Source organism: Microcoleus sp. LAD1_D3, assembly GCF_036702135.1.
GTDB lineage: Bacteria > Cyanobacteriota > Cyanobacteriia > Cyanobacteriales > Microcoleaceae > Microcoleus.
The window spans coordinates 123,966-147,352 of the sequence record NZ_JAUBSB010000011.1 but is presented as its reverse complement, the minus strand read 5'-3'; the positions used below and the strand labels follow the sequence as shown (position 1 = coordinate 147,352).

The following is a 23,387-nucleotide window of genomic DNA, read 5'->3' as shown; positions in this document are numbered from 1 at the left end:
TATATACTGATCATCAGTAAAAAAGTCAAGCTGGGGTTCACGAGTATTTATACTCATCGCAAAAGTGACACGCTCCCATTCGTGTTCAACATCTTCCAACCATCCAAGTTTACTTGTCCACTTACCATTAGGTAACTGTCTGGCTGCATGAGTTGGGATACCGCTAGAGTCAACATATATTGCTATTTTATGATATCCAGCTTCTAATGTATCGCCATTATAAAGTTCATATCCCAGTGTTTGATAAGCCTGAATATATGCGTCTAAAGTCTCCTCTTGCGGCACGCCTTCTGGCCAATAGAATTGCTCTCCAGGTATCGGTTGCCACCAGCGATCTTCTTCACCAGCAGCCCACGCGAAACAGTTATATTCCTGTGACTTTTGGCTAGTAACTCGATAATCAGTGCGAGACAAGTTCGGCCATTTAATTTCAAGTTCTGGTCTTCTATACATTCTATTCAATCGCGTAGCCTCGATCTTTACCCCACTCTATCCAAGCTGATGCCATCTGTTTTACCCTTCCCCTTTGTTCCGGTTTAATGGGATTTTCACCCGTAATTTCATTCAATGCAGCTAACCAGTAAAGGGGATTTTTTTTCAGTTCCGATAGCAACAGCGGTACGACTTGAGAACCCATATTAATAATTTCCTGATATGCAGGATGCTGAGACATTTGAGCTGTCGAAGACATTCCCGCAACTTCACTCTGCCATTCCGTAGCAAGAGTATAAAATTTGTCAATTACCTCGATCGCAATTTCAGCATTTTGATTGCGAATATCTCGATCGGTATTTGCTGCGGGATTTTCTCGTTGCGCGATCGAGCTTTCAATGTTCATCAAGACTAATTCTTCGATCGATACATTCATCTCAGCAGCAACTTTTTGTAGCTTCAGCATCAGCAGGTCTGAAATGGCGATCGAGATGGTGTTCATCTGACTTACTAAATTGGATGATGTCTTAAGTGTAGCAAATAAATTATCGATACAGAGTTGACAAAGATCGATCGCCCATTTTTGCCCAAGCTAAAATTAGGAGACGGCAGTGCCCATTGATGTCAACTTAAGCCTGAAAGCCCTGAGAAATCTGGTTTTTACCTGAGTCTAGATCCCCCTAAATCCCCCTTAAGAAGGGGGACTTTGATCGGACTCCTGTCCCCCCCTTCTTAAGGGGGGTTAGGGGGGATCTGGCCTTAATAGTTAAACAGTAGTCTCTGAAAGGGTTTAGCGTTAAGTTGACACCTATGGGCAGTGCCGTCTCCTCTCTATCATAAGGAGTGTAACCGGAATTGATATCACCCGCCGATTTGAGACATGGTGCGGCTGTAATTTCCTTGAGTAGTTCCCGAATCTCGCTGCTTGAAATTAATCTCCGGTTTAATCTCTAATATGTGCCGCACTCGATCGCGCAATTCGACTGTAGACACCCCACCACGCAGAGCAGTTTTTAAGTCAATTTGCCCCGTTTCGTTCAGCAGACAAGGCCGCAGCCACCCGTCAGCAGACAAACGCATCCGGTTGCAGCGATCGCAAAAACACTCCGACATTTGGCTGATAAATCCTAAAGTGCCCTTCGCCCCCGGAATTTGAAACACATCCGCCGGCCCATTTCCGCGCACTCCCGACTCGGCTAACCCGTATTTGTCGCTAATTTGTTGCCGCAATTCTGCCGAAGCTACCCAACCTTTATCGCCAAATAAATCCCCATTGCCGATCGGCATAAACTCAATAAAACGAACGTGCCAATTCCGGTTAATTGTTAACGCCGCCAAATCCAATATTTCGCTGTCATTCACACCGGGAATTACCACAACATTCAGTTTCAGCGGGTCGAATCCAGCTTGATAAGCCGCTTGAATTCCCTCCCAAACCTGCGTCCATCGCGATCGTCCCCGACTGCCAATTATCTTATCAAAAGTCTCCGGTTCCAGCGAATCCAAACTAATATTAATCCGGCGCAAACCAGCATTGTAGAGATTTTCCGCCATTCCCGCCAACAAAAAGCCATTAGTTGTCATTGACAAATCTCGCGTTTCGGGCATTGAGGCGATCGACCTTACCAATTCCACCACCCCAGGCCGCAGCAGCGGTTCCCCTCCAGTTAAGCGAAACTTGGTAAATCCCACGGGTATAAAAACTTCCCGCAGCAGAGTTAGCAATTCCGAGTGAGTTAACAACTGCTGCTGCAATACATAGTCCAACTCGCTACCTTCTGGCATACAGTAGAGACAGCGGAAGTTGCAGCGGTCTATCAAGCTAATCCGAAGGTAGTCTACGGTATCCATGTCAATAGTTTGTAATATTATTTAATTATAAATGCTGACTCGATTTTCTGCAATTATTGATAGAGAGCAATAAACCTGCATCAATTTCTTTTCACCTTTCCCCTCCTCTCTTACTCTGCGCCCTCTGCGCCCTCTGCGGTTAATAAAAAAAATCTCATTCACAACTAAAATAAACTTGCTAAATATATGTTTTTTGAATTTGAAGCTGATTTTGTGGAAGCTTTGCGCTGCATTCCGATGCAAGTACGTCTCAAGTTAGATACTTGCGGCATTAAATTGAAGTTGCAGGATTGGAATCATTTCAACCAAGCAGAACGGCAAAGTCTTGTAGAGTTACCTTGCTTGACAGAAGCAGAAATTATTGATTACCGAGAAAAGCTAAATCAAATATTAATTCAACAGACAGGCAAACCGGGAACTGATTTGGCGGTTGATGAAAATCCCCCGTGGATGGATGCTGCAACTGTACCAGAGTCTGTTTCTGCAAAAGCGCAAGAGCTCGGCGTGACAATTTCTTTGGCACAGTGGGCGAGTTTGCAGCCTCTACAGCGATTTGCTTTGATTAAGCTTAGTCGATCGAGCCACGAGAATAAAAACTTTCTCCCGGCGCTGCAAGAGTTTAAGGTTATTGAATGAGCTCAAGTTTTAATTGACTTTTCTAGGGCGCAGAGGGCGCAGAGTCCGAGAAGGGAGAGTCTGATCATCTATTTGCCCGATCGTCCTCTGTCGCTTCTCACTAAGTGAGGCTTACTCAGTGAGAAATAGGAGAACAATGTGTAAAAAAGTGCGGTAGGGCGGTGGGTGAGATAGGGTGAGGTCGATCGGACATTTGATAGCTTGAGGTTTCCGAAGCGCCAGACACGAAATTCCGAAAATATGATTAATTTTATTTTAAGTATTGTTACCGCAGCGTGGTATTATTTTTCTGAGTTTGCAAAGCACTCGCCTGCTACCTGCATTAGTTTCTGAGCTTCGTGAACACGCAAAACACACCCACCGAACCCACACCAGCAACCGAGGATATTCCTCAAGCTGGCACAGTCTCAACAGTCTCGACAGTCTCGTCCGAGACAACGAATCCCATGCAAGACTTTTATCGCCTCCAACAAGAGTTGTTGGCGTACACCCTTGCTTTTACGGCGATTATTTTTATCTCCGTTTGGATTTTTTACTCCCTCAACATTGCCCTGAATTATTTGCTTGGGGCGAGCACAGGTGTGGTTTACTTAAAGATGTTGGCTAGAGACGTTGAACGAATCGGCAGCCAAAATCAACGCATCAGCAAGACAAGGCTCGGTCTGTTTTTCGCGGTGATGATAGTAGGAACACAGTGGAATCAGCTACAGATTTTACCGATATTTTTGGGATTTCTGACTTACAAAGCTGCGCTGATGGTTTACGTGATCCGAAGTGCATTAGCACTAGACTACAGGTAAGTCAGGCAATTCGAGCAAAACTCAACTCATCGATTTGTATGGGGAAGCCCGTTGAATGGCAATGCTTGACGTTCTAAACACCTTTAATCGTTTCCCCCTCGCCAAATTGGAAGTTGGCCAGCAGTTGTACTGGCAACTCGGCAATCTGAAAGTGCATGGACAGGTTTTTCTAACCTCGTGGTTTGTAATTGCTGTTTTAGTCGTAGTTTCGATTTTAGGAACCAGCAAAATCCAGCGAATTCCCAGCGGAATGCAAAATTTTATGGAGTATGCGCTGGAATTTATTCGGGACTTGGCTAAAAACCAAATTGGGGAAAAAGAATATCGCCCTTGGGTACCGTTTATTGGTACATTATTTCTGTTCATCTTTGTGTCAAACTGGTCTGGCGCTCTAATTCCTTGGAAGCTGATTAAGCTGCCATCAGGCGAATTGGGAGCTCCTACCGCTGACATCAACACGACGGTAGCATTTGCACTGCTGACTTCTCTAGCATATTTTTATGCAGGTCTCAGCAAAAGCGGCTTGGGGTATTTCGCCCACTATGTTGAACCGGTGCCTTTCATGTTGCCGTTCAAAATCATAGAAGATTTCACTAAGCCTCTGTCCCTAAGTTTCCGTTTGTTTGGCAACATTCTTGCGGACGAATTGGTGGTCGGAGTGCTAGTGTTGCTAGTGCCTTTATTTGTTCCTCTGCCAGTGATGGTTCTGGGACTATTTACGAGTGCAATTCAAGCTTTGATTTTTGCAACCTTAGCCGCAGCCTACATAGGTGAAGCTCTAGAAGGCGGTCACGGCGAAGAACACCATTAACTAACGATAAACGGTGAAAAATGAAGGAGGAAAAAGAAAAATTCTGAACTCAAACTTTCTCCCGTTAAATCGGACAATTCTGTAGACTTTCTGTTCTCAATTTTGTACTTTAGATAAGGAAAATCATCATGGACTCAACAGTTGCTGCCGCTTCCGTAATTGCCGCCGCTTTGGCAGTAGGTTTAGCCGCAATCGGCCCTGGCATTGGTCAAGGAAATGCAGCAGGTCAGGCTGTAGAAGGGATTGCCCGTCAGCCGGAAGCAGAAGGTAAAATTCGCGGCACCTTGCTGTTGAGTTTGGCGTTCATGGAAGCGCTCACAATTTACGGTTTGGTCGTAGCCCTAGTGCTGCTGTTTGCCAACCCCTTCGCATAATAATTTGAAATTTTAGATTTGAGGTTTTGGCGATTCTAATCCAAAATCTCAAATCTAAAATCGATTAAGCGAATTAGATGGAAGCCGTCAAAAAATCATGATGCACTGGACAGTATTACTAGCAGTTGAAGAAGCGGCTAAGGAAGGGGGACTGTTTGATATAGATGCTACGCTGCCTCTGATGGCGGTGCAGTTTTTAATTCTAGTCGCAGTCTTGAATGTAATTTTTTACAAGCCGCTCAGCAAGTCAATTGACGATCGCGCCGATTACATTCGCAACACTCAAGTCTCCGCCCAAGAACGCTTGGCAAAAGCTCAGCAACTAGCGCAGCAGTACGAGCAAAAACTGGGAGAAACTCGCAAACAGTCTCAATCAGTAATTGCTGCTGCTCAAGCTGATGCCCAAAAAATTGGGGCAGCAAAAGTAGCTGAGGCTCAACAAGAAGCTCAAGTCGCGCGAGAAAAGGCTGGGCAAGAAATAGAGCAGCAAAAGCAAGAAGCAATGCGCTCACTAGAACAACAAGTAGACGCGCTCAGCGGCCAAATTCTCGAAAAGCTATTAGGGCAGTCGCTGGCCAAATAGCGAGACCGAAGAGTTTTAGATTTTTGATGGAATCTCAAATCTAAAATCGCTTCACCCAATCTGCACGCGCAATTATGGAAGAGTATCATGGGGACTGTTTTATTGCTAGCCACAGAAGCTAGCGGCGAAGGTGGTTTCGGTTTAAATTTCGATATTTTAGAAACCAACCTGATTAACCTGGTCATTATTATTGCAGTGCTGTTTTATTTCGGGCGCGGATTTGTAGGTAAAATCCTGACAGAGAGGCGTTCGGCCATCCAAGAGGCGATTCAAGAAGCAGAAAAACGCCAAAAAGATGCAGCAGCAGCTCTAGCAGAGCAACAGCAAAAATTGACTCAAGCGCAAGCAGAAGCGGAACGAATTCGTGCCGCTGCTGAAGAAACTGCCAAGAAAGCAAAAGAAGCAATTCTAGCTCAGGCAGCGCAAGACGTTGAACGCATGAGAGCAACAGCAGGTCAAGAGTTGGAAGCGGAGCGGGAAAGAGCGATCGCCCAACTGCGATCGGCGGTTGTATCTCTGGCATTAGCAAAGGTGGAAAGCCAGCTAAAAACTAGCTTGGACGACAGCGCTCAACACCAATTAATCGATCGCAGCATTGCGTTAGTGGGAGACTAAAACGTGAGTAAAGTCAACACAGAAGTCTTACAGCCTTACGCATCTGCCTTGATGTCACTGGCTCAGTCCAACAATCTCTCAGAGAAGTTCGGCGAAGACATTCGTTCCTTACTGAGCCTGCTAGAAGGTTCGGAAGACTTGCGTCAATTTTTAGCCAATCCGCTGATCAAACCGGATGCTAAAAAAGCCGTGATTCAGCAAATAGCGGGTGAAGAAATGAACCCCTTGATGCACAGCTTTCTGAAGCTTTTAGTAGACAAAGGAAGGATTCTTTTTTTAGAAGGAATTGGCAAACAATACTTGGCAAGGCTCCGAGAACTCAACCAAACAGTATTGGCTGAAGTTACATCGGCAGTCCCGCTTTCAGACGCTCAACAGCAGACTGTTCGCGAGAAAGTGCAGGCGATGACCAGCGCTAGTCAAGTAGAAATTGAAACCAAAATAGACGCAGATTTAATCGGCGGTGTGGTAATCAAAGTAGGCTCTCAAGTAATTGATGCCAGCCTGCGGGGACAATTGCGCCGTCTGGGACTTCGCTTGAATTCCTGATTTAAGGAAGCAGGAGGAAGGAAGAAGGAAGCAGGAAAAAGGAAGAAGGAAGAATCACACAGGAAGCAGGAATAAATTAATTTCTGTTTTTGAGCTGTTAGTCCCAAATTCTTACTACCAAATCCCTATTCTTTCTTGCCGAAAACATCGACAGACAACTAACAACTGACAACTGACACATAATAACTAACATGGCAGCAATCAGACCTGACGAAATTAGCAGCATTATTCGCCAGCAAATTGAGCAGTACGACCAAGATGTAAAAGTCTCTAACGTCGGTACTGTTCTGCAAGTAGGCGACGGCATTGCCCGGATTTATGGCTTGGATAAAGCCATGTCTGGGGAATTGCTAGAATTTGCCGACGGCACCGTGGGCATTGCACTGAACCTCGAACAAGATAACGTGGGTGCAGTGTTGATGGGCCAAGGCCTCGGCATTCAAGAAGGTTCGGCAGTTACTGCTACTGGCAGAATTGCTGAAGTCCCCGTGGGTGAAGCAATGTTGGGACGGGTAGTTGATGCTTTGGCCCGTCCGATTGACGGCAAAGGAGAAATTAAAACTACTGAATCTCGCTTGATTGAATCTCCGGCACCGGGGATTGTTTCTCGCCGTTCTGTTTACGAACCCATGCAAACAGGAATTACCGCTATTGATGCGATGATTCCGGTGGGAAGAGGACAGCGGGAACTGATTATCGGTGACAGACAAACCGGTAAAACTGCGATCGCGATCGACACGATTATTAACCAAAAATCGGAAAACGTGATCTGCGTCTATGTGGCGATCGGTCAAAAAGCTTCTACAGTAGCTAACATCGTCAACGTCCTGCAAGAAAAGGGCGCGATGGACTACACGATCGTAGTAGCAGCCAACGCTAGCGACCCCGCAACCCTGCAATACTTGGCTCCCTACACAGGTGCTAGCTTAGCCGAGTATTTCATGTACAAAGGCAAGCACACTTTGGTCATTTACGATGACCTTTCCAAACAAGCACAAGCTTACCGCCAAATGTCCTTGTTGCTGCGCCGTCCTCCCGGTCGCGAAGCTTATCCCGGAGACGTGTTTTACCTGCACTCTCGCTTGCTAGAACGCGCTGCTAAATTGAGCGACGATTTGGGCGAAGGCAGCATGACTGCTTTGCCAATTATCGAAACCCAAGCTGGTGACGTTTCTGCTTACATTCCGACGAACGTAATTTCGATTACCGACGGTCAAATCTTCCTTTCTTCTGACTTGTTTAACGCTGGTTTGCGTCCGGCAGTAAACCCCGGTATCTCGGTATCGCGGGTAGGTTCGGCGGCTCAAACTAAGGCTATGAAAAAAGTAGCCGGTAAGGTGAAACTGGAATTGGCGCAGTTTGAAGAACTGGCAGCATTTTCTCAGTTTGCTTCTGACTTGGATAAAGCTACTCAGAATCAATTGTCGCGCGGTCAGCGCTTGCGGGAACTGTTGAAACAGCCCCAAAGTTCGCCTCTGCCGATGAACGAACAAGTGGCTGTAATCTATGCCGGTATTAACGGCTATATGGATGACATTCCTGTGGAAAAAGTCACCAAGTTTACTGTTGGTTTGCGCGACTATTTGCGGACTAGCAAGCCGAAGTACGGCGAAATTGTTCAAGGCGGAAAGGCCTTGACTGATGAAGCTGAGAAGCTGCTGAAAGAAGGTATCGCAGAATACAAGCAAACTTTCTTGGTTTCTGCGTAAATCGAGTTGGAATTTTGAACCGCAGATGAACGCGGATAAACGCAGATTATCGGAAGTTCATCTGCGTTTATCTGCGTTTATTCGCGGTTTTAATTAAAAAGATGCGGGCAAGGGACTAAGGAGAAAATTATGGCAAATCTGAAAACTATTCGCGATCGCATTAAGTCGGTCAAGAACACTAAAAAGATTACAGAAGCAATGCGCTTGGTGGCCGCTGCAAAGGTGCGCCGCGCTCAAGAACAGGTGACTGCTACTCGACCTTTTGCCGATCGACTGGCAGAGGTATTATACGGTTTGGCGGAACGCTTGCAGTTTGAAAACCTGGATTTGCCGCTGCTGAAAAAACGCGAAGTGCGATCGGTGGGACTGTTGGTAGTTTCGGGCGATCGGGGTTTGTGCGGCGGCTACAACAGCAACATCATCAGATACGCCGAAAATCGCGCTAAGGAAATCAAAGCGGAAGGCTTAGACTACAAATACGTGTTGGTAGGACGCAAAGCTACTCAGTATTTCCAGCGCCGCGAACAGCCGATCGATGCTACTTACGCTAACTTAGAACAAATTCCCACAGCACCGGAAGCGGCACAAATTGCTGACGAATTGCTTTCCTTGTTCCTGTCGGGAACTGTGGACAGAGTTGAGCTAATTTACACTAAGTTTGTGTCACTAATTAGTTCGCGTCCGGTAATTCAAACCTTGCTGCCCCTCGACCCCCAAGGTTTGGAAACTCCCGATGATGAAATCTTCCGCTTGACATCGCAAGGCGGACAGTTTCAAGTATCGCGGGAGAAGGTTGCTTCACCTACGAAGAGTTTGCCCAGGGACATGATTTTCGAGCAAGATCCGGCGCAAATTCTGGAGGCTCTTTTGCCCTTGTATTTGAACAACCAATTGCTGCGGGCTTTGCAAGAGTCTGCTGCTAGCGAGTTGGCTGCGCGGATGACGGCGATGAATAATGCTAGTGAGAATGCTAGCGATTTGATCGGTAGTTTGACGCTGACTTATAACAAGGCGCGGCAAGCGGCAATTACTCAGGAAATCCTGGAAGTTTGCGGCGGTGCTGAGGCTTTAAATGGTTAGGTTAGGATTGACAATTTGTTGATTTTATGGTATGCGTCTGAGGGAACTCAGGCGTTTTTTTTAAGCAAAGGAGGACACGGCAATGCCGTTTCCCTACCCAAAATAATCAATCTTTCTCGCTCGGATGTAACCATCACCGATTAATTGTAGGGAAACGGCACTGCCGTGTCCTGACTCTGGGTAATATCAATTCCGATGCCACCGAATTTGTTATTAGACTATCTTCCCGCGTTCCTCTAACCACCGCTGAAATGACTTCTGACTTTCTCCCGATGGTTTACCGAGAATAATATTTTTGATGCTAATGTCTTCGTCAATATCAGGCCAGTGGATTCCATCATTTCCACCAATAAATCGCCAATTATTGCGTTCGTTTGGTGTGCTATGCAATAGCCGAGGATACCAGGCTAAAGGAACAGAAATAGTACGACCATCGGATAGATCGACTGTTAGCGCGTCGTCTGTAACAACTACGTTTTGTGCTTGGGGGATTTCTAGCAACTCAACCATTAAAGAAGTCATTCCAACCTGCTAATAATTGCTGTTGATGTTCTTCAACAAGTTTCTGAATGCCATTGATTTCTGTACGATTGAAGCCTTTATTATTTTGAAGGCGAACTGGACTAAGCCAAAACTTAGCTTCTTCTCGATCGCGCTCAACGTGAACGTGGGGTGGTTCATCCCGATCGCCCGCATAGCAGAAGAAACGGTATGGGCCGACTCGGAGTAACGTAGGCATTCAGACTTATTAATCACAAATTGACTTCTCTATTTTAACCGATGCACGAGCTTTCATCTCTGATATAGTCGAAGTATTGAACGCGATTGTGCGATCGTCTTTAAAAAAATGGCAAAAAAAATTTGGATTGTCTACAAAACCGAAAGCATGAGTGCTCCGGGCTGGGAAGAACGTCAGCTTATGCCGAGGGGCTGTCTCACTAATATACTTTGGGAAAATTGGACTTGGGAAGAAAACCCAGAAATTCCTCAAGTAGGGGACAAAACCCGCGATTATGAAAATATATCTGACCCCGGTAATGGAGTCACCCACGGGAAAGATGGAGATTGGGTAGTTACTCGCGTTCAGCAGTTTTCTGCTTCCGATACTGAGGAGCGAATTGTGGTGTGTTACTGTTCTTACCAACCTGTTACATCTGATTGGGAAGCGCTACAACGGGGTGAGTCTGTCAATCAGATGCTAGCAACTGTCGAGTAATATTATTGACTGGATAATTAGTCTGTAAAAGCGATCGCCTATTCCTGCACAATCTCATACAAATCTTCGATCGACAAATCAAAAGTCCTTGCCAACTTATGCAAGGCTGTCACGTCAACTGTTGCTAATCCGGGCGATCGGGCATAGGTTCTGAGCGTACTGTAGACTACGCCCGATCGCTCAGAAACCTCTTTTAGAGTCCAGCCTTTCTCGGCAGCAAATTCTCGAACCCGCAACTTAATTAAGCCCATAAGCTCTTGAGATGTGATTGAGATAAGTCATTCGATTGTACTGTAAAAAGCGATCGACTACTCTTTGACGACCTCAACCAAATCTTCCACCATCACGTCAAAAGTACGTGCCAACTTCAGCAGACAAGTAAAATCAACCATTGCCATTCCCGGAGAACGTGAATAGGTGGTGAGTGTGCTGTAAATGACTCCCGATCGCTCAGAAACCTCTTTGATCGTCCAGCCTTTCTCAGCAGCAAATTCTTTAACCCGCAATCTAATTAAACCCATTGACAAAAAACTAGATTTAGTTTTTAATAAAAATATCGTAAAAAGCGATCGCCCCAACGTCTGGAAAACTTAAAGACGATCGCCTATCAAAGTTCAAATCCCATCAACTGGGATTTATTAACCATCTGAAATTCCCATCAAGTGGGATGTATCAACCATTGAAAATTCCCATCAAGTGGGATGTATCAACCATGTTAGCAAGCTTTCGACCAAAATCAACCCCCAGACACAGATTGAGCCGGTTTGTGACGAAAGAGGCGATCGCGTGGCTGCTGAAAATCAAGGTAGAACAAATATATCGCTTCGAGTGTTGGGCGCATATCCTGTACGTGCACGCCAAAGGCATGAGTCGGTTTGTGAGTTATGCCGACTTTCCGCCTGTTTTGGGAGTGGAATCGCCCTCTGGTTTAGATTTTGGTTATTGGAAGCGCCGTTGGGCGAGTCAGAAAGAGAGAAACGCGCCGGATTTTTGGGTAGATTTCTATGCGGATAGATTTCAGAAAGCTGTTTATGTTTCTGAATTGTTGGAGTGGGGGGAAATGGTGGGGGTGATTAAATTGATGTTGGGGGCGATCGGGCTGGAGTCGCTGCGAAAGGTTTACGCCCAAGAAAAATCTCTGCTGCAACATTTTTAAATTATGACTAAAACACGGGTGATTAGAAACCGGTTTTTTTTGCGAAAATACGGCATCCCAGCCTTTAACTAAGTGAAAAACCCGGTTTCTTTGCTGTGCGTAACTCTCATAAATCCGATCTCTGCCACAAATATTCAAAAATTGGTTCAAGCTCGACTGCAACAGTTATAATTTCTCCATGCGTTTCCCTCTCTATCCCTTGTTAAGCCCATGAGTAACCTTTCAAACATCCCAGGCGATCGCGGGAATTACAGGCTAAGTCCGCTCAGTCTGCGGTTATGCGTTTGGTGGGTTCCCGCCGTCGGAGTCGCAGTAGGCTTTGATTGAGTTGGTTGATTATGTTTTTAGTCAACTTTATTAGGTGCGAGCGCGCAGTTTTAGGGAAGATAATCAAGTTGTGGTTTATATCTTACCTAAAAATTTTTATATCAATTAATTGGAGGTATTTACGATGAATTATCAGTTTTTGTGCGACAATGAAGAAAACTTAGAAAATAAAATCAATATTTTATTAGAAGATTCCAAACAATTTTATTGGAGTGAAATTTATATTTTTTCTGCTTTTATTGATGATGATGGAGTGGAAAAAGTAAAACAAATTCTCTTACACAATTCTTTAACAGAAAATGCGAAAGTTGTGATTGCCATCGGCGGCAAAGACTTCTTTAATGAGATTAAAAATATTAAAAAATTATTAAATTTTATCGAATCAGAAAAATCAAAACAACTTAAGAATAAATCTGTTCAGTTTATATGCCCTAAGAATAACTTTCATATCAAAGCCTATTGTTTTTTAGGTCGGAATCGGAACAAGATAAAAGCTGACATTCAGATAGGTGTTTCGATCATAGGGTCATCTAATCTAACCAAGGCTGGTCTTGAATGTCAGGGAGAATTATGTATTAGTATCGTCAACTTCAACTTAACAAAAACATTAATTGCTCGTTTGTCTAAGATATATATTGATTCTAATGAATATGATTTATGGGAAGAAATAATTAACAAGTACAAGAACGATCAATATAATTCATGGGGAAAAAGAATTAAGGAATTTGAAGAAAAAATTAATAACTATAATGAAGAGTCTCCTGAAAATCAAAATGAAGCAGAATCTAACGAGGGTCAAGATCAAGCACCGCCGCCAAAGGGTAAATTCATTGAACTAGGTGTCTTGACTGATAGTGTTCTTATTGACAAGGGAACTAATCTCCTTAATGATAGTGAGAAAATAAGTTGTTTTCACTCGTCACACATAACTATAGAGCAAGCGAAAAAGAATTTTCCAAAAGGTTCTTTATGCCTATTGCTAACGGAAAAAAAGATATTTGAAATTGTTAAAATCATGGATTACGAGGATGACAAACAACCGACACAAGGATATTTTATAAGATTCAAGTTTAATGTGGCGGCTTTTTATTATGATGATATTCGTGAAATCCTTGATGATAACAAAGAAGAGTATGAAAAGATAAAAAGAGCTGAGGAAGAGTATGAGGGATATATGGCAAGGGATAAATACCCTGAATTAGAATATGCAACTCTAAATATTTTTGAAAAAAAAGTTAAGGAATATCAGGACATGATCAAAGATCGGAATTATCAAAAAGGGCTAAAAAAAGGTAAGAATAAGATGCAATTAGAAATTGACAGAATATTACAAATTGGCGATCCCATTAAAATGAAGGAAGAGCTAGAATTACTCCGTCAATTCATTTAATGTGCCATCATTGTGTTCTCAATACCCACTTAATTTTACAATGTTATGGGATAAAATCATCGTCTTTATCGGTCATAATAGTAATAGCAGACTTGTTACAAAAGGGTTCTTCGGTACAAAGTCATGCTAATTTATCTGAAAATTATGTTTAAACCCTTGCATAGAAAAGGGTTGGGTTATTCTCTAACCTAAATTTCTTGTCAGGAGTAGCTGCGATCTCATTGAAGTCCCATACAGTAGAATTTCAGCCAAACCAAGCTAACAATTTAGCATACCAACTACGGAAGCCCCAAAATCCCTAGAAATGTTGTCAGGAATAATATCAATGTTTGACTATAAAGTTGTAGAAAGTAAACTCCATCAAGTCATTAACATCATCAAACCACAACAGTCAGAGACTCAAAGAGAATTTATGGTTTCAGATATTCATGCGGGCGAGTGGAATTTAGCGTTAGAGACTTTGTGCGATATTCTCATTGAAGAAGAAATTACCGTAGATTTAAAGGCTTATGAACTATTGCAAGAAGTGGGAAATATCTTGAACATGGAAGGAGAAACTGGGGAAATGTTAAAAGTCCAGGTAACTCCTGCATAATTCGGTTCATTTCATCCCGTAAAGCTAATTTCACTCAAACCCAAGTTTATCAAGAGAGAAGGAACCAAAAATAGTGAATAACGGGACTAACCAAACCCCTGAGCAAAATTCGGCTAATTGTGGCAGTATTGATGAATCAGAAAGAGCTTTTGGTGAAACCGAAAGAGCGATTGCTGAATTTCTAGAAAGACAGGGAAAAAATGTTAAAGCCTTGGTAGAAAAAACCGATGGAGGTAGAAATCCCGATGCTGAGGTAGATGGAAAACGCACTGAATTCAAAAGTCTAGATGCCGGTGCTACAAGCGCGACAGTAAAAAATCAGATCAACAATTCGATTAGACGAGGCGGACAGGCTAGGGATATAATTATAGATGCTAGGGCATCTGGGTTGATAGAAGCTGAGGCTGAACGAGGTTTGCAGAGGGCCAAAAATATTACACGCGGGAAAATTGATAGCGTCAGAATTATTGGCGATAGCTATGACATCACTTTTACGGAGTTTCAATAAAGGAGGTTTTTATGTCTCGCACACTAGATATTTTTGTAGACTTTCCACAGGACATCGAACATTTAATCAAAGAATTAGAGTTTATATTGGCTCTTAAATTAGAGCTGGTTTCTGATGGCATTGACCACTGGTATGAGTTTCGTGACTCAACAATCACTCTTACAGTAGGAAAGCATGATTTTGAAAATGATAAAGAGCTCAACTTTGAAGAATACCCTTACAACCTATCAATCAGAGCGCTGAAGATCTCGAATGAACTTGATAGAAAAAAGTGGCGAAATGAGTTTGCTAGTTATGTTCTCCACAAGTTGAAAACTACCGAAAGGTATCGTTTAATGCTGGTGGATGACTTACAAGTGAAGTTAGAGGAGTTTGCGCCATTGGTGAAGGTTTGATCGAACATCATACAGGCAAGTTCTGAAACCGATTTGTAAAAACGAGGAAATGACTATGGTCACTGCTACTGCCGCACAGAAGCATTTTACTCTAGAAGAGTTCATGGCTCATCCCCCCGACCAGATGGAATGGGTGGACGGACAACTCGTGGAGAAAAATGGAGCCACGCTCAAGCATGGTAAAATTCAATCAAGCCTGGGTTGTGCTTGGGCAAATTACAAAAATTCTAGCGGACAAGGTGGAGAGGCTTATGTCGAGGTTCCTTGCCGCACCAACCGACAAATTCGCCGCCCCGATGTCGCTTATCTCACACCCGAATTAGTTGCACAATTTGGCAATCTTGCCACTTTACCCCAAAGTTTCCCCCTAATTGCCGAAATAGTTTCACCCACCGATATTGCTGAAGATGTCTTTCTCAAAGCACAGGAATATTTAGAATCTAGCTGTGAGGAAGTTTGGTTAGTTTTTCCCGAAAGTCGTTTAATATTCGTGATAACTCAAAATCAAATATTGACATTTAGATCCGGCGATACCGCCAGCACCCAACAAATCCTGATCGGTTTTAGCATCGATGTCGATCGATTGCTAGCTTAAACTAAATTCTACAACCTTTCATTTAGCAGCACGCGACACAAAACTCTGCTCTATCCGTTGCACCAGTTCTGAAATCAAATTGCTACAATATTCTTAATACTCCCCCAGTCCGCCTTCGCGGACTTCGTTTGTAGAGCATCGGAATTCTATTCGGTGGTATTGAATTAATATCCCACCCTTATCGGAGCAAACCGCCATGTCAGACGACTTTTCCTTAGACGAGCTTTTAAATAGAAGTTACTACGCCTTCAAAGACGCAGAAGACCAAGTGGGACAGTGCAATGTTTTAGTCATCGGCAAAACCGGTGTTGGCAAAAGTACCCTAATAAATTCCGTTTTTCGCCAACGCTTAGCAGAAACCGGAGTCGGCCGCCCCATAACTCAAGGCATTCGCCAATATACCAAACCGAATTGCCCAATTACAGTCTACGATACTCCCGGACTCGAACTCAACGCCGAACAAATTAAAGTTATTCAATTAAACGTTGCTAAACTGATTGAAGACCAAAGACTCCTGCACCCAAAAGAACACATTCACGTCATCTGGTACTGCATCAATCACAGCGCCAATAGAATAGAATCTGTGGAGGAAAGTTGGCTAAAAGAAATGGAAGTCAAAGATGTACCAGTTCTTTTAGTGCTGACTCAGACGACATCTAAAAAGCCGGGCGAGTTTTTCAAGCAACTGGAACACATGAATTTACCAGTCAGTCAAATCATCCCCGTCATGGCTGAGCCGGAAGAAATAGATGAGGATTATACAGTAAAATCTCACGGTTTAGATAAGTTGGTAGATGCAACTTTTCAACTGCTGCCGGAAGTAGCTAAAAAAGCTTTTGTTAAAGAACAAATTGCTAATATTGCGCTCAAATCCGATATGGCATTTAAGTATCTAAGTGCTTATGTTGCAGGTTCTGCCATTGTCGGTGCGACTCCTGTACCGTTTGCTGATGCGCCGATTTTGATGACGATGCAAACGGCAATGATTGCTAATATTACAGTCATTTTTGGAATGCCCTTTGACAAAGGGTTTATTTCGGCGATGCTGTCTGCTATTAGCGGCGCTGGCGGGGTTACTGCTGTCGGCAGAAGTATTGTTACTAATTTGATTAAAATGATTCCTGGTGCGGGTACTGTTGTCGGCGGTGCTATCTCCGGTGCAACGGCGGCAACTCTCACGCTTGCCCTCGGTTTGGCTTACATTGAAGTGCTTAAAGCTTATATGAAAGCTCAAATTAATGGGGAACAACTTTCTTTGCAGCAGTTAACCAAGATGTTTGTGGATTTTTATAAGGATTATGCTAGTTCGGGGCGTAAAACTTTGAAGGATGACAAACCGAATCAACCTAAGCCCCCTAATCAAATTAATATTGAGTAAATTTGTAAGTGGGAATAGGTGAGTGGTAATTTGTAAGAGTTGGTCTTACAAAGGAGTCAATGACTTCTGAACTTGATTTGAGTTCGATCGACCTGCCAGCACCTGCTTTAAGACCTGCAACAAAATTCGAGGTTGAAACAGCGTGCCAGGAGATTTCAGCATATGGAACACTTCAAACAAACTGAGTGTAGTTTGAGTGTCGCGAACGGTTAAATGAATGACTTGGTTCATATACCATCCCATGAACTTGTTTAGGACGCTGGAACCCTTAATAGGGCCTCGAAAGCTGGGGTATTTAGCATCTTGAGTCGTAGAGGCAATCCAAGGCCCTGCATTGATCTGTGCCAGTCGTTTCTGAAATGTTTTTGCTAATCCAGTTAGGCTGGGTGAGGGTTGTCCGACAATGTTTTGCAAACAGGCATCTAAGGTCTTCACCCCCAATGCGGCTACGGTCATGCCTTGACCGTAAATTGGCGTGAACGAACAAACAGCATCTCCTAAAACCAAAAACCTTTCGGGTTGTCGCTTCAGAGTTTCGTAGTGGCATAACCGATTGCCTGGAGGATAGTAAATTTCGATCGGCGTACAAGGTTTGGCCTGCTTGAGAGCGTTGTAAATCATAGGGCTGGGTAACTGCTGGAGCGCATCCAAAAGGGCAGTTTCATCTTTTGGGAGGCGGTGGGGTGCAGTGGCACAGAATCCCAGAAGCCAACGGTTATTTTCAATCGGGTACAGGATAGCCATTGAAGTTCGTTCGGGTGGAGCCGCTTGCAGGTACACGCCTTTCCAATCGGATTCAAATCCCGCAGGAATCTCGTAGACGCGGCCGGCGTATCCCATGCCAGTTGTAATCAATGTTTCCTTTGGTGCTTCATAGCCCAATGCTTTCAGCCATTTGGGGGCTTGCGAATTAAACCCGCTTGCATCCACCACCAAATCAGCTACTAAGGTCTGCTCTTGAGTCTCTCCGGTTTGCTGGCGCTGCCGGACTTTCACTCCAGCAATGCTCGTTCCATCAGGAGTTGAAATGAGCCCAGTGACATAGCTTTCCTCCAGGAAATGAAGCTGGTTGGTTCCCGCTAACCGGCGGTAAATCAACCAATCCAAAATGCACCGACTGAAAGAGAGCACTGTAAATCCAGAGGGGAAACGAGCAGTCCAGCCAAAAGGATTGAGCCATTCCACATCGCCTGCCATATCCACAGTGACCGCTCCTTGAGCAATGAGTTCTGCTTCCAAGCCCGGAAACAACTCTTCGATAATTTGACGGCCTCGGGTCAGCAAAATGTGCAGTTGAGTGCCTTGAGGAATGCCCCTGCGGGGTTCTGCTTGAAGAGGAAAACAATCTCGTTCAATGAGTGTCACCTGCTCAAAATAATCAGTCAAAATCCGAGCACTAAGCAGTCCGGCAATACTCCCGCCAATCACCACCGCATGACGACCCAAAGTTAAATTTGTCATTATTTCATTTCTCCTATAAATACAATTAAACCGTCTTCTAGTCGCAGGTCTGAAAACTGACTGCAAATATCTAACTTGGGATTAAGTTACCGAGAGTAGTGGAAAAAGATCGTTAGAATCGAAGCGCGCTGCCTAAGCCGTGCTGGCATACCACGATCACTAACTCACTTTCCCAAGCGTTCGGTCTTTTTTCTGAGTGAGCTATGGGCATAAAGGAGCCGACATCTCAGGAGTCCTCCACTCGTACTTACTGATCTTATACCTTTTGTGGTAGAGCTAGTTAGTGCTTGAAAAAATACTGTCATCAATAGCCGGCCATATAAAACTTTAAAAAAATCTAATTTTTTCCCACTAAAGACTTGACACCGTGGCGATTATTTGCTGAGTAATTTAATAAAAAAGGTTAGTAATAAAAAAATTGTCGTAAATTTGCACAAAATCACCAACAGCGGTAAAATTCTAATTGCTTTGTTTGCAAATTTAGCGTAAATTCCAATTGGGGAATTAAAACCAATAATTGAAATATGTCTAAGACTTACAGTGTTGAATTGATCCACCAAGGCAGAACCTATACCGTAGAAGTGCCTGAAGATAAACAAATTCTGCGGGCGGCAAACGCTGCGGGCATTGAGTTGCCGAGCTCTTGCAATGCGGGGGTTTGTACTACTTGCGCTGCTAAAATTATTGAGGGTCAAGTTGATCAAGTTGATTGCATGGGCGTTAGTCCGGATCTTCAGGCAGAAGGTTATGTGTTGCTGTGTGTTGCTTATCCCCGATCGAACTTGAAGATAGAAACCGAAAAAGAAGACATTGTGTATGATCGCCAGTTCGGTAAATCCTAGGACTAAGCTAAAATTGACCTAAGTACCGATCTCCGTAAAACCACTATGGATCGCCCGATGACCACCCATTTCATTTCCGCAGAAGTTGACCTCCACGAGACCCCCGAGCAACTGCACTCGGCTATTGAAATTGAACTGCAAAAGTACGGCGAACCCCTGCGGTGGGCCGTCACAGACGTGGATGTCGATCGGCAAAAGGCTGTGGTAGAAGGCTACGTGCTCGTCGAAGCATCCCCCGCAACATCGTGAACCCCCGCCCTTTGACAGTGGTTTTGATAGTCCCCACAGGCGTTGGAGCCTCGATTGGGGGCTTTGCAGGAGATGCGCTGCCCGTGGCTAGGGCGATCGCCCAAATTTCAGACACCCTAATCACTCACCCCAACGTCCTCAACGGCGCTCAACTTTATTGGCCGATACCTAACGCTCTCTACGTTGAAGGTTATGCCCTTGACAAATTTGCTGCCGGATGCTGGGGACTGCAACCGGTACATCAAAATCGCATCGGCTTAATCCTAGATTCCGCGATCGAACCAGACTTGCAGTTGCGCCACTTGCAAGCGGCTGATGCAGCGAGAGCTACATTGGGCTTGAATATAACTGATTGTGTTTTAACCGATCGCCCTCTGCAAGTAGAATTGCGTATTTCCGAATCAGGGGCATCCTGGGGGACGATCGGCAATCCAGACAGTTTATTGCGCGCCGCCGAAAAATTGATCGAACAAGCAAGAGTAGAGGCGATCGCAGTTGTAGCCAGATTTCCCGACGATGAAGGCAGCCTCGCCCTCGAAAACTACCGCCGCGGCAAAGGAGTTGACCCCCTCGCCGGTGCGGAAGCTGTCATCAGCCACCTCATCGTCAGGACGTTTAAAATCCCCTGCGCCCACGCCCCCGCGTTGTCTGCGCTTCCCCTCGATCCGCACCTGTCCCCGCGATCGGCTGCTGAGGAAATCGGCTATACTTTCCTACCTTGCGTGCTTGCAGGCCTCAGCAAAGCTCCCCAATTGGTAGCGCCAGAAAGCCAGCAGCACAATCAATTATCAATTACCGCCGATCGAGTCGATGCGGTGGTGATACCCGCCACAGCCTGCGGCGGCAGTGCTATTCTGAGTTTGAGTGCGCGATCGTCCGTACAAATCATCGCTGTGGGCGACAACAAAACCCAGATGCAGGCGACTCCAGAAAAACTCGGAATCAAAGCTTTGCAGGTAAACTCATATTTAGAGGCGATCGGAGTTTTGGTGGCTTTGCGAGCCGGCATCAGTCCAGTTTCCTTGGGTGCAGACATCTCCTCCCTGCGTTGTTTGTCTGACTAAACCCAACAAATCTAAAATCTCAAACCTCAAATCTAAAAGTGATTAAGTGGCAGAAAAAATTCCCGAGAACCCTGAAATTGAACCCTTGACGCGCACCCAAGTTTTAGTAGCAATGGGCGTGACAGCAATTATGTTGCTGGCGGTAGCTAAATTGTGGTTGCTATTTGGATCGGTATCGCTTTTGCCAGTCAAATTGATAGGAATCGACTTGCTCAACGGATGTGCGATCGGACTGGCAATTACAGGCGGAAGTGCGATCGTTTATCATCTCTGGCCGGGTTATCGCCGGAGTGCAGACGTTTACTTGGAAGTAGTGCTCAAACCTTTGTTTTGGCCGGATTTGATTTGGCTGGGACTGCTGCCGGGACTTAGCGAAGAATTGCTGTTTCGAGGCGTGATGCTGTCTGCTTTAGGATTGAATGTTACCAGTTTAGTTTTATCGAGTTTTTGTTTCGGTATTCTGCACTTGGGAGGCATGGATCAGTGGCCTTATGCTGTTTGGGCAACGGCTGTCGGATTGCTGTTGGGTTACAGCGTTTTAGCTACTGGGAATTTGTTAGTGCCAATTACCGCTCATATCTGCACGAATTTGATTTCTAGCTGTGTTTGGAAGTGGGAACACAATGCGGTGAAGCGGTAGGATAGATGGATATCGACCATCAAGCGGGCGATTGAAATCGCTAGCAAGGCGATCGCACTTTAACAGTGCGATCGTTTTTTCGCTTGGCTGCAACATAATGGTGAGGTATTTGCCTGACACATAGCAAGTTCGATGCTCTGTTTGGACTCACAATTTGTTCAACTCCCGATAATAGGAATTATGAAAAATATTCCTACAGTCATGAGGTTGGGTTGAACGAAGTGCAACCCAACCTACTTTTGTTATTGTTGCAGAATTTTTCAGAATTGCTATAAGAGGATAGAGATTAATTGAGCAATAGGAATCCTACACCAGAATAATCTCAGTGTTTTTAGACCGGGGAATGTCAAGCAGGTTTAGCCTCGATCACACTTACTGGCCCTTTTGTTTCTATCATATTAGTCACTTTAAACCCTGCGGAGGAAAGTAAATTATAAAATTCATCCTTTGTCCGCATGAAAGTACCCCCCAGAATGAACAAAGTTAAGCTACCCATGCCAATAAATGGCGACATTTTGCCTTCAGGCAACATAAAATCAACAATCATCAGCCGATCTTTAGCTGTCATAGCTTGATAGCAATTTTTAAGAATTGTAATAGCATGAGCATCGTCCCAATTGAGAAGGACACGAGAGAGTAAGTAAAGATCGCCAGTAGGGGGAACCGCCTCAAAAAAGCTGCCTCCAACTATTTGACACCTATCTGCAACTCCAGCTTCTTCCAAAACCGGATTTGCATCGACAACAACATCTTCGCGATCGAACAAAATCGCTTGTAGCTTGGGATTCGCATTCAGCATCACAGCCGTTAGGGTTCCAATTCCCCCTCCAACATCCACAAGTGTCTTAACGTCTGAAAAATCATAAGCTTCAAGCACCGGAAGCAGCCACTCCCTTGTTGTCTCCTTCATCCACTCATTAAAATTTACTGCCGCATCAGAATTCTGCTTTAAATAGCTATAAAGATTAGTCTTAAAAGTATGTTCAAATGGAGTTTCTCCAGTCTTTATACCGTAGAGTAAATTCCCCCATCCCTGATATAGTTCGTCACCCATTCCCAAAACCGTACCTCGTAAAGAATCAGAAGTACCAGTCAGGAGATGTTTTCCCAGAGAATTTAAGCAAAACTTGTCATTATCTTTCAGAGAAAACACACCAACGCTTACTAGCATACGCATCAGGTGATAAATACCATGAGAATTTACACCAGCAGCTTTTGCAATTTCATCAGCAGTCTTAGAACTGTCACTCAGAATATCTGCAAGTCCCAGTTTAGCCGCTACAAAAACAGCCTGAGATATTTTAAAGCCATACATCATTTCTAGTAGCAATGACGATGAATTTTCGCTGTTTAGCTGAGTATTATCTGAATATAAAGCCATGAGTTGTCCTGTGACTGAAAGTTTATAATTATTACACTGCATAAGTTCTAGGTACGTAGTTGGGCTTTAGCCCTCTTAGGGTTCAACCACAACTACTTACCTTTTAAGAGGGCCCAAGCCCAACTACTTACCCCTTAATACGCCCCACCGTAACTACGTACCTTAATCATCCCATCCTTTTCCATAATCTCTTACCGGATATTCTACCCATGCACTTCTTAGCCACTCTCTTCCATGATACTCTAAATACGAATGTAAGCTACTCGCTGACCAATCATAAGGAGATTTTGCCCAGCCATGTTTGACAGGATTGTAATGGATATAATTAATAGTTGTATAATAATGTCTTTCCGAACGAATAGCGCGATCGCTAAACGAATGCCACACTTTACCTGTAAGATTCTCCTCAAGATTCCATTGTCGAGCTAACGGGCCGTGAATGGAACGAAAGAGTACACTTAATTGTGACATATTAATATGATGTACTAAGAGATGATAATGATTTGGTAAAACTACCCAAGCATTAATTTCTATACCATTTGAAAGAAAAGTATCAAAAATTATATCTAAAAGTTGCTGACGGCGTTCCTGAGTATTAATGCGAGATTTATGCTCAAAACAACTAACTGTAAGATGGTAAAATTCAGAATCTTGCACTGGATGAGGTGGAGAATGAGCAGGATATCCCTTAGCCAACCTTTGATTAACAAGTTGCACCCGTTCTTCTAGTGTCAATTTACGATATTCATA

At 44.2% G+C, this 23,387-nt stretch carries 31 protein-coding genes; 21 read left to right on the top strand and 10 right to left on the bottom strand.

Features of this window, described 5'->3' with window-relative positions; genetic code table 11:
- From QUA74_RS09310 to moaA, 3 genes are all read right to left on the bottom strand, one after another.
- A partial coding sequence (locus QUA74_RS09310; RefSeq protein WP_333327245.1) for a DUF7689 domain-containing protein occupies positions 1-453 on the bottom strand: 453 nt, incomplete at its 3' end.
- Position 454: 1 nt separating this feature from the next.
- The gene (locus QUA74_RS09305; protein ID WP_333327243.1) at positions 455-934 is read right to left on the bottom strand and encodes a hypothetical protein; all 480 of its coding nucleotides are present in this window, start codon (positions 932-934) and stop codon (positions 455-457) included.
- Positions 935-1,293: 359 nt separating this feature from the next.
- Positions 1,294-2,283: a GTP 3',8-cyclase MoaA gene (moaA, locus tag QUA74_RS09300; RefSeq protein WP_333327241.1), complete on the bottom strand. Its 990-nt coding sequence runs from the start codon at positions 2,281-2,283 to the stop codon at positions 1,294-1,296.
- A 186-nt stretch (positions 2,284-2,469) separates the two neighbouring features.
- Here moaA and QUA74_RS09295 point away from each other — a divergent pair, with 186 nt between their 5' ends.
- From QUA74_RS09295 to QUA74_RS09255, 9 genes are all read left to right on the top strand, one after another.
- Positions 2,470-2,919 (top strand): nitrate reductase associated protein, encoded by a 450-nt coding sequence (locus QUA74_RS09295; protein WP_333327239.1) that lies wholly within the window; start codon positions 2,470-2,472, stop codon positions 2,917-2,919.
- Between the two features lie 338 nt (positions 2,920-3,257).
- The gene (locus QUA74_RS09290) at positions 3,258-3,719 is read left to right on the top strand and encodes an ATP synthase subunit I (RefSeq protein ID WP_333102792.1); all 462 of its coding nucleotides are present in this window, start codon (positions 3,258-3,260) and stop codon (positions 3,717-3,719) included.
- Between the two features lie 55 nt (positions 3,720-3,774).
- Positions 3,775-4,530: a F0F1 ATP synthase subunit A gene (gene atpB, locus QUA74_RS09285; protein WP_333048367.1), complete on the top strand. Its 756-nt coding sequence runs from the start codon at positions 3,775-3,777 to the stop codon at positions 4,528-4,530.
- Between the two features lie 128 nt (positions 4,531-4,658).
- Positions 4,659-4,904: an ATP synthase F0 subunit C gene (atpE, locus tag QUA74_RS09280; RefSeq protein WP_242717122.1), complete on the top strand. Its 246-nt coding sequence runs from the start codon at positions 4,659-4,661 to the stop codon at positions 4,902-4,904.
- 97 nt (positions 4,905-5,001) lie between these two features.
- On the top strand, positions 5,002-5,487 hold the full coding sequence (locus QUA74_RS09275; protein ID WP_006631106.1) for a F0F1 ATP synthase subunit B': 486 nt from the start codon (positions 5,002-5,004) through the stop codon (positions 5,485-5,487).
- A gap of 87 nt (positions 5,488-5,574) precedes the next feature.
- Positions 5,575-6,102 (top strand): F0F1 ATP synthase subunit B, encoded by a 528-nt coding sequence (locus tag QUA74_RS09270; RefSeq protein ID WP_333327237.1) that lies wholly within the window; start codon positions 5,575-5,577, stop codon positions 6,100-6,102.
- Positions 6,103-6,105: 3 nt separating this feature from the next.
- Complete coding sequence (gene atpH, locus QUA74_RS09265) at positions 6,106-6,651, top strand: ATP synthase F1 subunit delta (protein ID WP_333327234.1); 546 nt, start codon at positions 6,106-6,108, stop codon at positions 6,649-6,651.
- A gap of 191 nt (positions 6,652-6,842) precedes the next feature.
- The gene (gene atpA / locus QUA74_RS09260) at positions 6,843-8,360 is read left to right on the top strand and encodes a F0F1 ATP synthase subunit alpha (protein WP_333327232.1); all 1,518 of its coding nucleotides are present in this window, start codon (positions 6,843-6,845) and stop codon (positions 8,358-8,360) included.
- A gap of 129 nt (positions 8,361-8,489) precedes the next feature.
- Positions 8,490-9,440 carry a F0F1 ATP synthase subunit gamma gene (locus QUA74_RS09255; protein ID WP_006631110.1) on the top strand — a complete coding sequence of 317 codons (951 nt, stop codon included), beginning with the start codon at positions 8,490-8,492 and terminating at the stop codon, positions 9,438-9,440.
- 213 nt (positions 9,441-9,653) lie between these two features.
- On the opposite strand, the gene QUA74_RS09250 is transcribed toward QUA74_RS09255, so the two are convergent.
- Together QUA74_RS09250 and QUA74_RS09245 are read right to left on the bottom strand one after the other, a co-directional pair.
- Positions 9,654-9,962, bottom strand: a complete 309-nt coding sequence (locus QUA74_RS09250) for a DUF2442 domain-containing protein (RefSeq protein WP_333318916.1) — start codon at positions 9,960-9,962, stop codon at positions 9,654-9,656.
- Positions 9,943-10,179: a DUF4160 domain-containing protein gene (locus QUA74_RS09245; protein WP_333054534.1), complete on the bottom strand. Its 237-nt coding sequence runs from the start codon at positions 10,177-10,179 to the stop codon at positions 9,943-9,945. Before QUA74_RS09245 ends, QUA74_RS09250 begins: the two co-directional genes overlap by 20 nt.
- A 108-nt stretch (positions 10,180-10,287) precedes the next feature.
- On the opposite strand from QUA74_RS09245, the gene QUA74_RS09240 reads away from it, so the two are divergent.
- Positions 10,288-10,656 (top strand): hypothetical protein, encoded by a 369-nt coding sequence (locus QUA74_RS09240; protein ID WP_333327230.1) that lies wholly within the window; start codon positions 10,288-10,290, stop codon positions 10,654-10,656.
- Positions 10,657-10,694: 38 nt separating this feature from the next.
- On the opposite strand, the gene QUA74_RS09235 is transcribed toward QUA74_RS09240, so the two are convergent.
- Entirely contained in the window at positions 10,695-10,907 is a 213-nt protein-coding gene (locus QUA74_RS09235; protein ID WP_332958465.1) for a helix-turn-helix transcriptional regulator, read from the bottom strand.
- 57 nt (positions 10,908-10,964) lie between these two features.
- Entirely contained in the window at positions 10,965-11,177 is a 213-nt protein-coding gene (locus tag QUA74_RS09230) for a helix-turn-helix domain-containing protein (protein ID WP_006631112.1), read from the bottom strand.
- Between the two features lie 191 nt (positions 11,178-11,368).
- On the opposite strand from QUA74_RS09230, the gene QUA74_RS09225 reads away from it, so the two are divergent.
- From QUA74_RS09225 to QUA74_RS09195, 7 genes are all read left to right on the top strand, one after another.
- Positions 11,369-11,812 (top strand): hypothetical protein, encoded by a 444-nt coding sequence (locus QUA74_RS09225; protein WP_333327228.1) that lies wholly within the window; start codon positions 11,369-11,371, stop codon positions 11,810-11,812.
- Between the two features lie 451 nt (positions 11,813-12,263).
- On the top strand, positions 12,264-13,529 hold the full coding sequence (locus QUA74_RS09220; protein WP_333327226.1) for a restriction endonuclease PLD domain-containing protein: 1,266 nt from the start codon (positions 12,264-12,266) through the stop codon (positions 13,527-13,529).
- A gap of 325 nt (positions 13,530-13,854) precedes the next feature.
- On the top strand, positions 13,855-14,124 hold the full coding sequence (locus tag QUA74_RS09215) for a MafI family immunity protein (RefSeq protein WP_333327224.1): 270 nt from the start codon (positions 13,855-13,857) through the stop codon (positions 14,122-14,124).
- Positions 14,125-14,197: 73 nt separating this feature from the next.
- Positions 14,198-14,632, top strand: a complete 435-nt coding sequence (locus tag QUA74_RS09210) for a CdiA C-terminal domain-containing protein (RefSeq protein ID WP_333327222.1) — start codon at positions 14,198-14,200, stop codon at positions 14,630-14,632.
- A gap of 11 nt (positions 14,633-14,643) precedes the next feature.
- On the top strand, positions 14,644-15,027 hold the full coding sequence (locus QUA74_RS09205) for a hypothetical protein (RefSeq protein ID WP_333327220.1): 384 nt from the start codon (positions 14,644-14,646) through the stop codon (positions 15,025-15,027).
- Positions 15,028-15,082: 55 nt separating this feature from the next.
- On the top strand, positions 15,083-15,622 hold the full coding sequence (locus QUA74_RS09200; RefSeq protein ID WP_333327219.1) for a Uma2 family endonuclease: 540 nt from the start codon (positions 15,083-15,085) through the stop codon (positions 15,620-15,622).
- A gap of 196 nt (positions 15,623-15,818) precedes the next feature.
- Positions 15,819-17,000 carry a GTPase gene (locus QUA74_RS09195; RefSeq protein WP_333327218.1) on the top strand — a complete coding sequence of 394 codons (1,182 nt, stop codon included), beginning with the start codon at positions 15,819-15,821 and terminating at the stop codon, positions 16,998-17,000.
- Positions 17,001-17,045: 45 nt separating this feature from the next.
- Here the strand turns inward: QUA74_RS09195 and QUA74_RS09190 are convergent, their stop codons facing one another.
- Entirely contained in the window at positions 17,046-18,461 is a 1,416-nt protein-coding gene (locus tag QUA74_RS09190; RefSeq protein ID WP_333327216.1) for an FAD-dependent monooxygenase, read from the bottom strand.
- 524 nt (positions 18,462-18,985) lie between these two features.
- Here QUA74_RS09190 and QUA74_RS09185 point away from each other — a divergent pair.
- The 4 genes from QUA74_RS09185 to QUA74_RS09170 are packed head-to-tail and all read left to right on the top strand — an operon-like array spanning position 18,986 to position 21,256.
- Positions 18,986-19,303: a 2Fe-2S iron-sulfur cluster-binding protein gene (locus QUA74_RS09185; protein ID WP_333327214.1), complete on the top strand. Its 318-nt coding sequence runs from the start codon at positions 18,986-18,988 to the stop codon at positions 19,301-19,303.
- Positions 19,304-19,360: 57 nt separating this feature from the next.
- The gene (locus tag QUA74_RS09180; protein WP_333327212.1) at positions 19,361-19,552 is read left to right on the top strand and encodes a hypothetical protein; all 192 of its coding nucleotides are present in this window, start codon (positions 19,361-19,363) and stop codon (positions 19,550-19,552) included.
- Positions 19,549-20,616: a DUF3326 domain-containing protein gene (locus QUA74_RS09175; RefSeq protein ID WP_333327210.1), complete on the top strand. Its 1,068-nt coding sequence runs from the start codon at positions 19,549-19,551 to the stop codon at positions 20,614-20,616. The genes QUA74_RS09180 and QUA74_RS09175 overlap by 4 nt, the downstream gene beginning before the upstream one ends.
- 46 nt (positions 20,617-20,662) lie before the next feature.
- The gene (locus tag QUA74_RS09170; RefSeq protein ID WP_333327208.1) at positions 20,663-21,256 is read left to right on the top strand and encodes a CPBP family intramembrane glutamic endopeptidase; all 594 of its coding nucleotides are present in this window, start codon (positions 20,663-20,665) and stop codon (positions 21,254-21,256) included.
- Positions 21,257-21,602: 346 nt separating this feature from the next.
- On the opposite strand, the gene QUA74_RS09165 is transcribed toward QUA74_RS09170, so the two are convergent.
- Both QUA74_RS09165 and QUA74_RS09160 read right to left on the bottom strand, forming a co-directional pair.
- Positions 21,603-22,679 carry a methyltransferase gene (locus QUA74_RS09165; protein ID WP_333327207.1) on the bottom strand — a complete coding sequence of 359 codons (1,077 nt, stop codon included), beginning with the start codon at positions 22,677-22,679 and terminating at the stop codon, positions 21,603-21,605.
- Between the two features lie 120 nt (positions 22,680-22,799).
- Positions 22,800-23,372 carry an REP-associated tyrosine transposase gene (locus tag QUA74_RS09160; RefSeq protein ID WP_333327205.1) on the bottom strand — a complete coding sequence of 191 codons (573 nt, stop codon included), beginning with the start codon at positions 23,370-23,372 and terminating at the stop codon, positions 22,800-22,802.
- Positions 23,373-23,387: the final 15 nt, after the last annotated feature.

Excerpts from the sequence above, each read along its gene's own strand:
- QUA74_RS09305 (WP_333327243.1), bottom strand. The coding sequence starts at position 934 with ATGAACACCATCTCGATCGCCATTTCAGACCTGCTGATGCTGAAGCTA.
- moaA (WP_333327241.1), bottom strand. The coding sequence starts at position 2,283 with ATGGATACCGTAGACTACCTTCGGATTAGCTTGATAGACCGCTGCAAC.
- QUA74_RS09295 (WP_333327239.1), top strand. The coding sequence starts at position 2,470 with ATGTTTTTTGAATTTGAAGCTGATTTTGTGGAAGCTTTGCGCTGCATT.
- atpB (WP_333048367.1), top strand. The coding sequence starts at position 3,775 with ATGGCAATGCTTGACGTTCTAAACACCTTTAATCGTTTCCCCCTCGCC.
- atpE (WP_242717122.1), top strand. The coding sequence starts at position 4,659 with ATGGACTCAACAGTTGCTGCCGCTTCCGTAATTGCCGCCGCTTTGGCA.
- QUA74_RS09275 (WP_006631106.1), top strand. The coding sequence starts at position 5,002 with ATGATGCACTGGACAGTATTACTAGCAGTTGAAGAAGCGGCTAAGGAA.
- QUA74_RS09270 (WP_333327237.1), top strand. The coding sequence starts at position 5,575 with ATGGGGACTGTTTTATTGCTAGCCACAGAAGCTAGCGGCGAAGGTGGT.
- atpA (WP_333327232.1), top strand. The coding sequence starts at position 6,843 with ATGGCAGCAATCAGACCTGACGAAATTAGCAGCATTATTCGCCAGCAA.
- QUA74_RS09255 (WP_006631110.1), top strand. The coding sequence starts at position 8,490 with ATGGCAAATCTGAAAACTATTCGCGATCGCATTAAGTCGGTCAAGAAC.
- QUA74_RS09250 (WP_333318916.1), bottom strand. The coding sequence starts at position 9,962 with ATGACTTCTTTAATGGTTGAGTTGCTAGAAATCCCCCAAGCACAAAAC.
- QUA74_RS09245 (WP_333054534.1), bottom strand. The coding sequence starts at position 10,179 with ATGCCTACGTTACTCCGAGTCGGCCCATACCGTTTCTTCTGCTATGCG.
- QUA74_RS09240 (WP_333327230.1), top strand. The coding sequence starts at position 10,288 with ATGGCAAAAAAAATTTGGATTGTCTACAAAACCGAAAGCATGAGTGCT.
- QUA74_RS09235 (WP_332958465.1), bottom strand. The coding sequence starts at position 10,907 with ATGGGCTTAATTAAGTTGCGGGTTCGAGAATTTGCTGCCGAGAAAGGC.
- QUA74_RS09230 (WP_006631112.1), bottom strand. The coding sequence starts at position 11,177 with ATGGGTTTAATTAGATTGCGGGTTAAAGAATTTGCTGCTGAGAAAGGC.
- QUA74_RS09225 (WP_333327228.1), top strand. The coding sequence starts at position 11,369 with ATGTTAGCAAGCTTTCGACCAAAATCAACCCCCAGACACAGATTGAGC.
- QUA74_RS09220 (WP_333327226.1), top strand. The coding sequence starts at position 12,264 with ATGAATTATCAGTTTTTGTGCGACAATGAAGAAAACTTAGAAAATAAA.
- QUA74_RS09215 (WP_333327224.1), top strand. The coding sequence starts at position 13,855 with ATGTTTGACTATAAAGTTGTAGAAAGTAAACTCCATCAAGTCATTAAC.
- QUA74_RS09205 (WP_333327220.1), top strand. The coding sequence starts at position 14,644 with ATGTCTCGCACACTAGATATTTTTGTAGACTTTCCACAGGACATCGAA.
- QUA74_RS09200 (WP_333327219.1), top strand. The coding sequence starts at position 15,083 with ATGGTCACTGCTACTGCCGCACAGAAGCATTTTACTCTAGAAGAGTTC.
- QUA74_RS09195 (WP_333327218.1), top strand. The coding sequence starts at position 15,819 with ATGTCAGACGACTTTTCCTTAGACGAGCTTTTAAATAGAAGTTACTAC.
- QUA74_RS09190 (WP_333327216.1), bottom strand. The coding sequence starts at position 18,461 with ATGACAAATTTAACTTTGGGTCGTCATGCGGTGGTGATTGGCGGGAGT.
- QUA74_RS09185 (WP_333327214.1), top strand. The coding sequence starts at position 18,986 with ATGTCTAAGACTTACAGTGTTGAATTGATCCACCAAGGCAGAACCTAT.
- QUA74_RS09180 (WP_333327212.1), top strand. The coding sequence starts at position 19,361 with ATGACCACCCATTTCATTTCCGCAGAAGTTGACCTCCACGAGACCCCC.
- QUA74_RS09165 (WP_333327207.1), bottom strand. The coding sequence starts at position 22,679 with ATGCAGTGTAATAATTATAAACTTTCAGTCACAGGACAACTCATGGCT.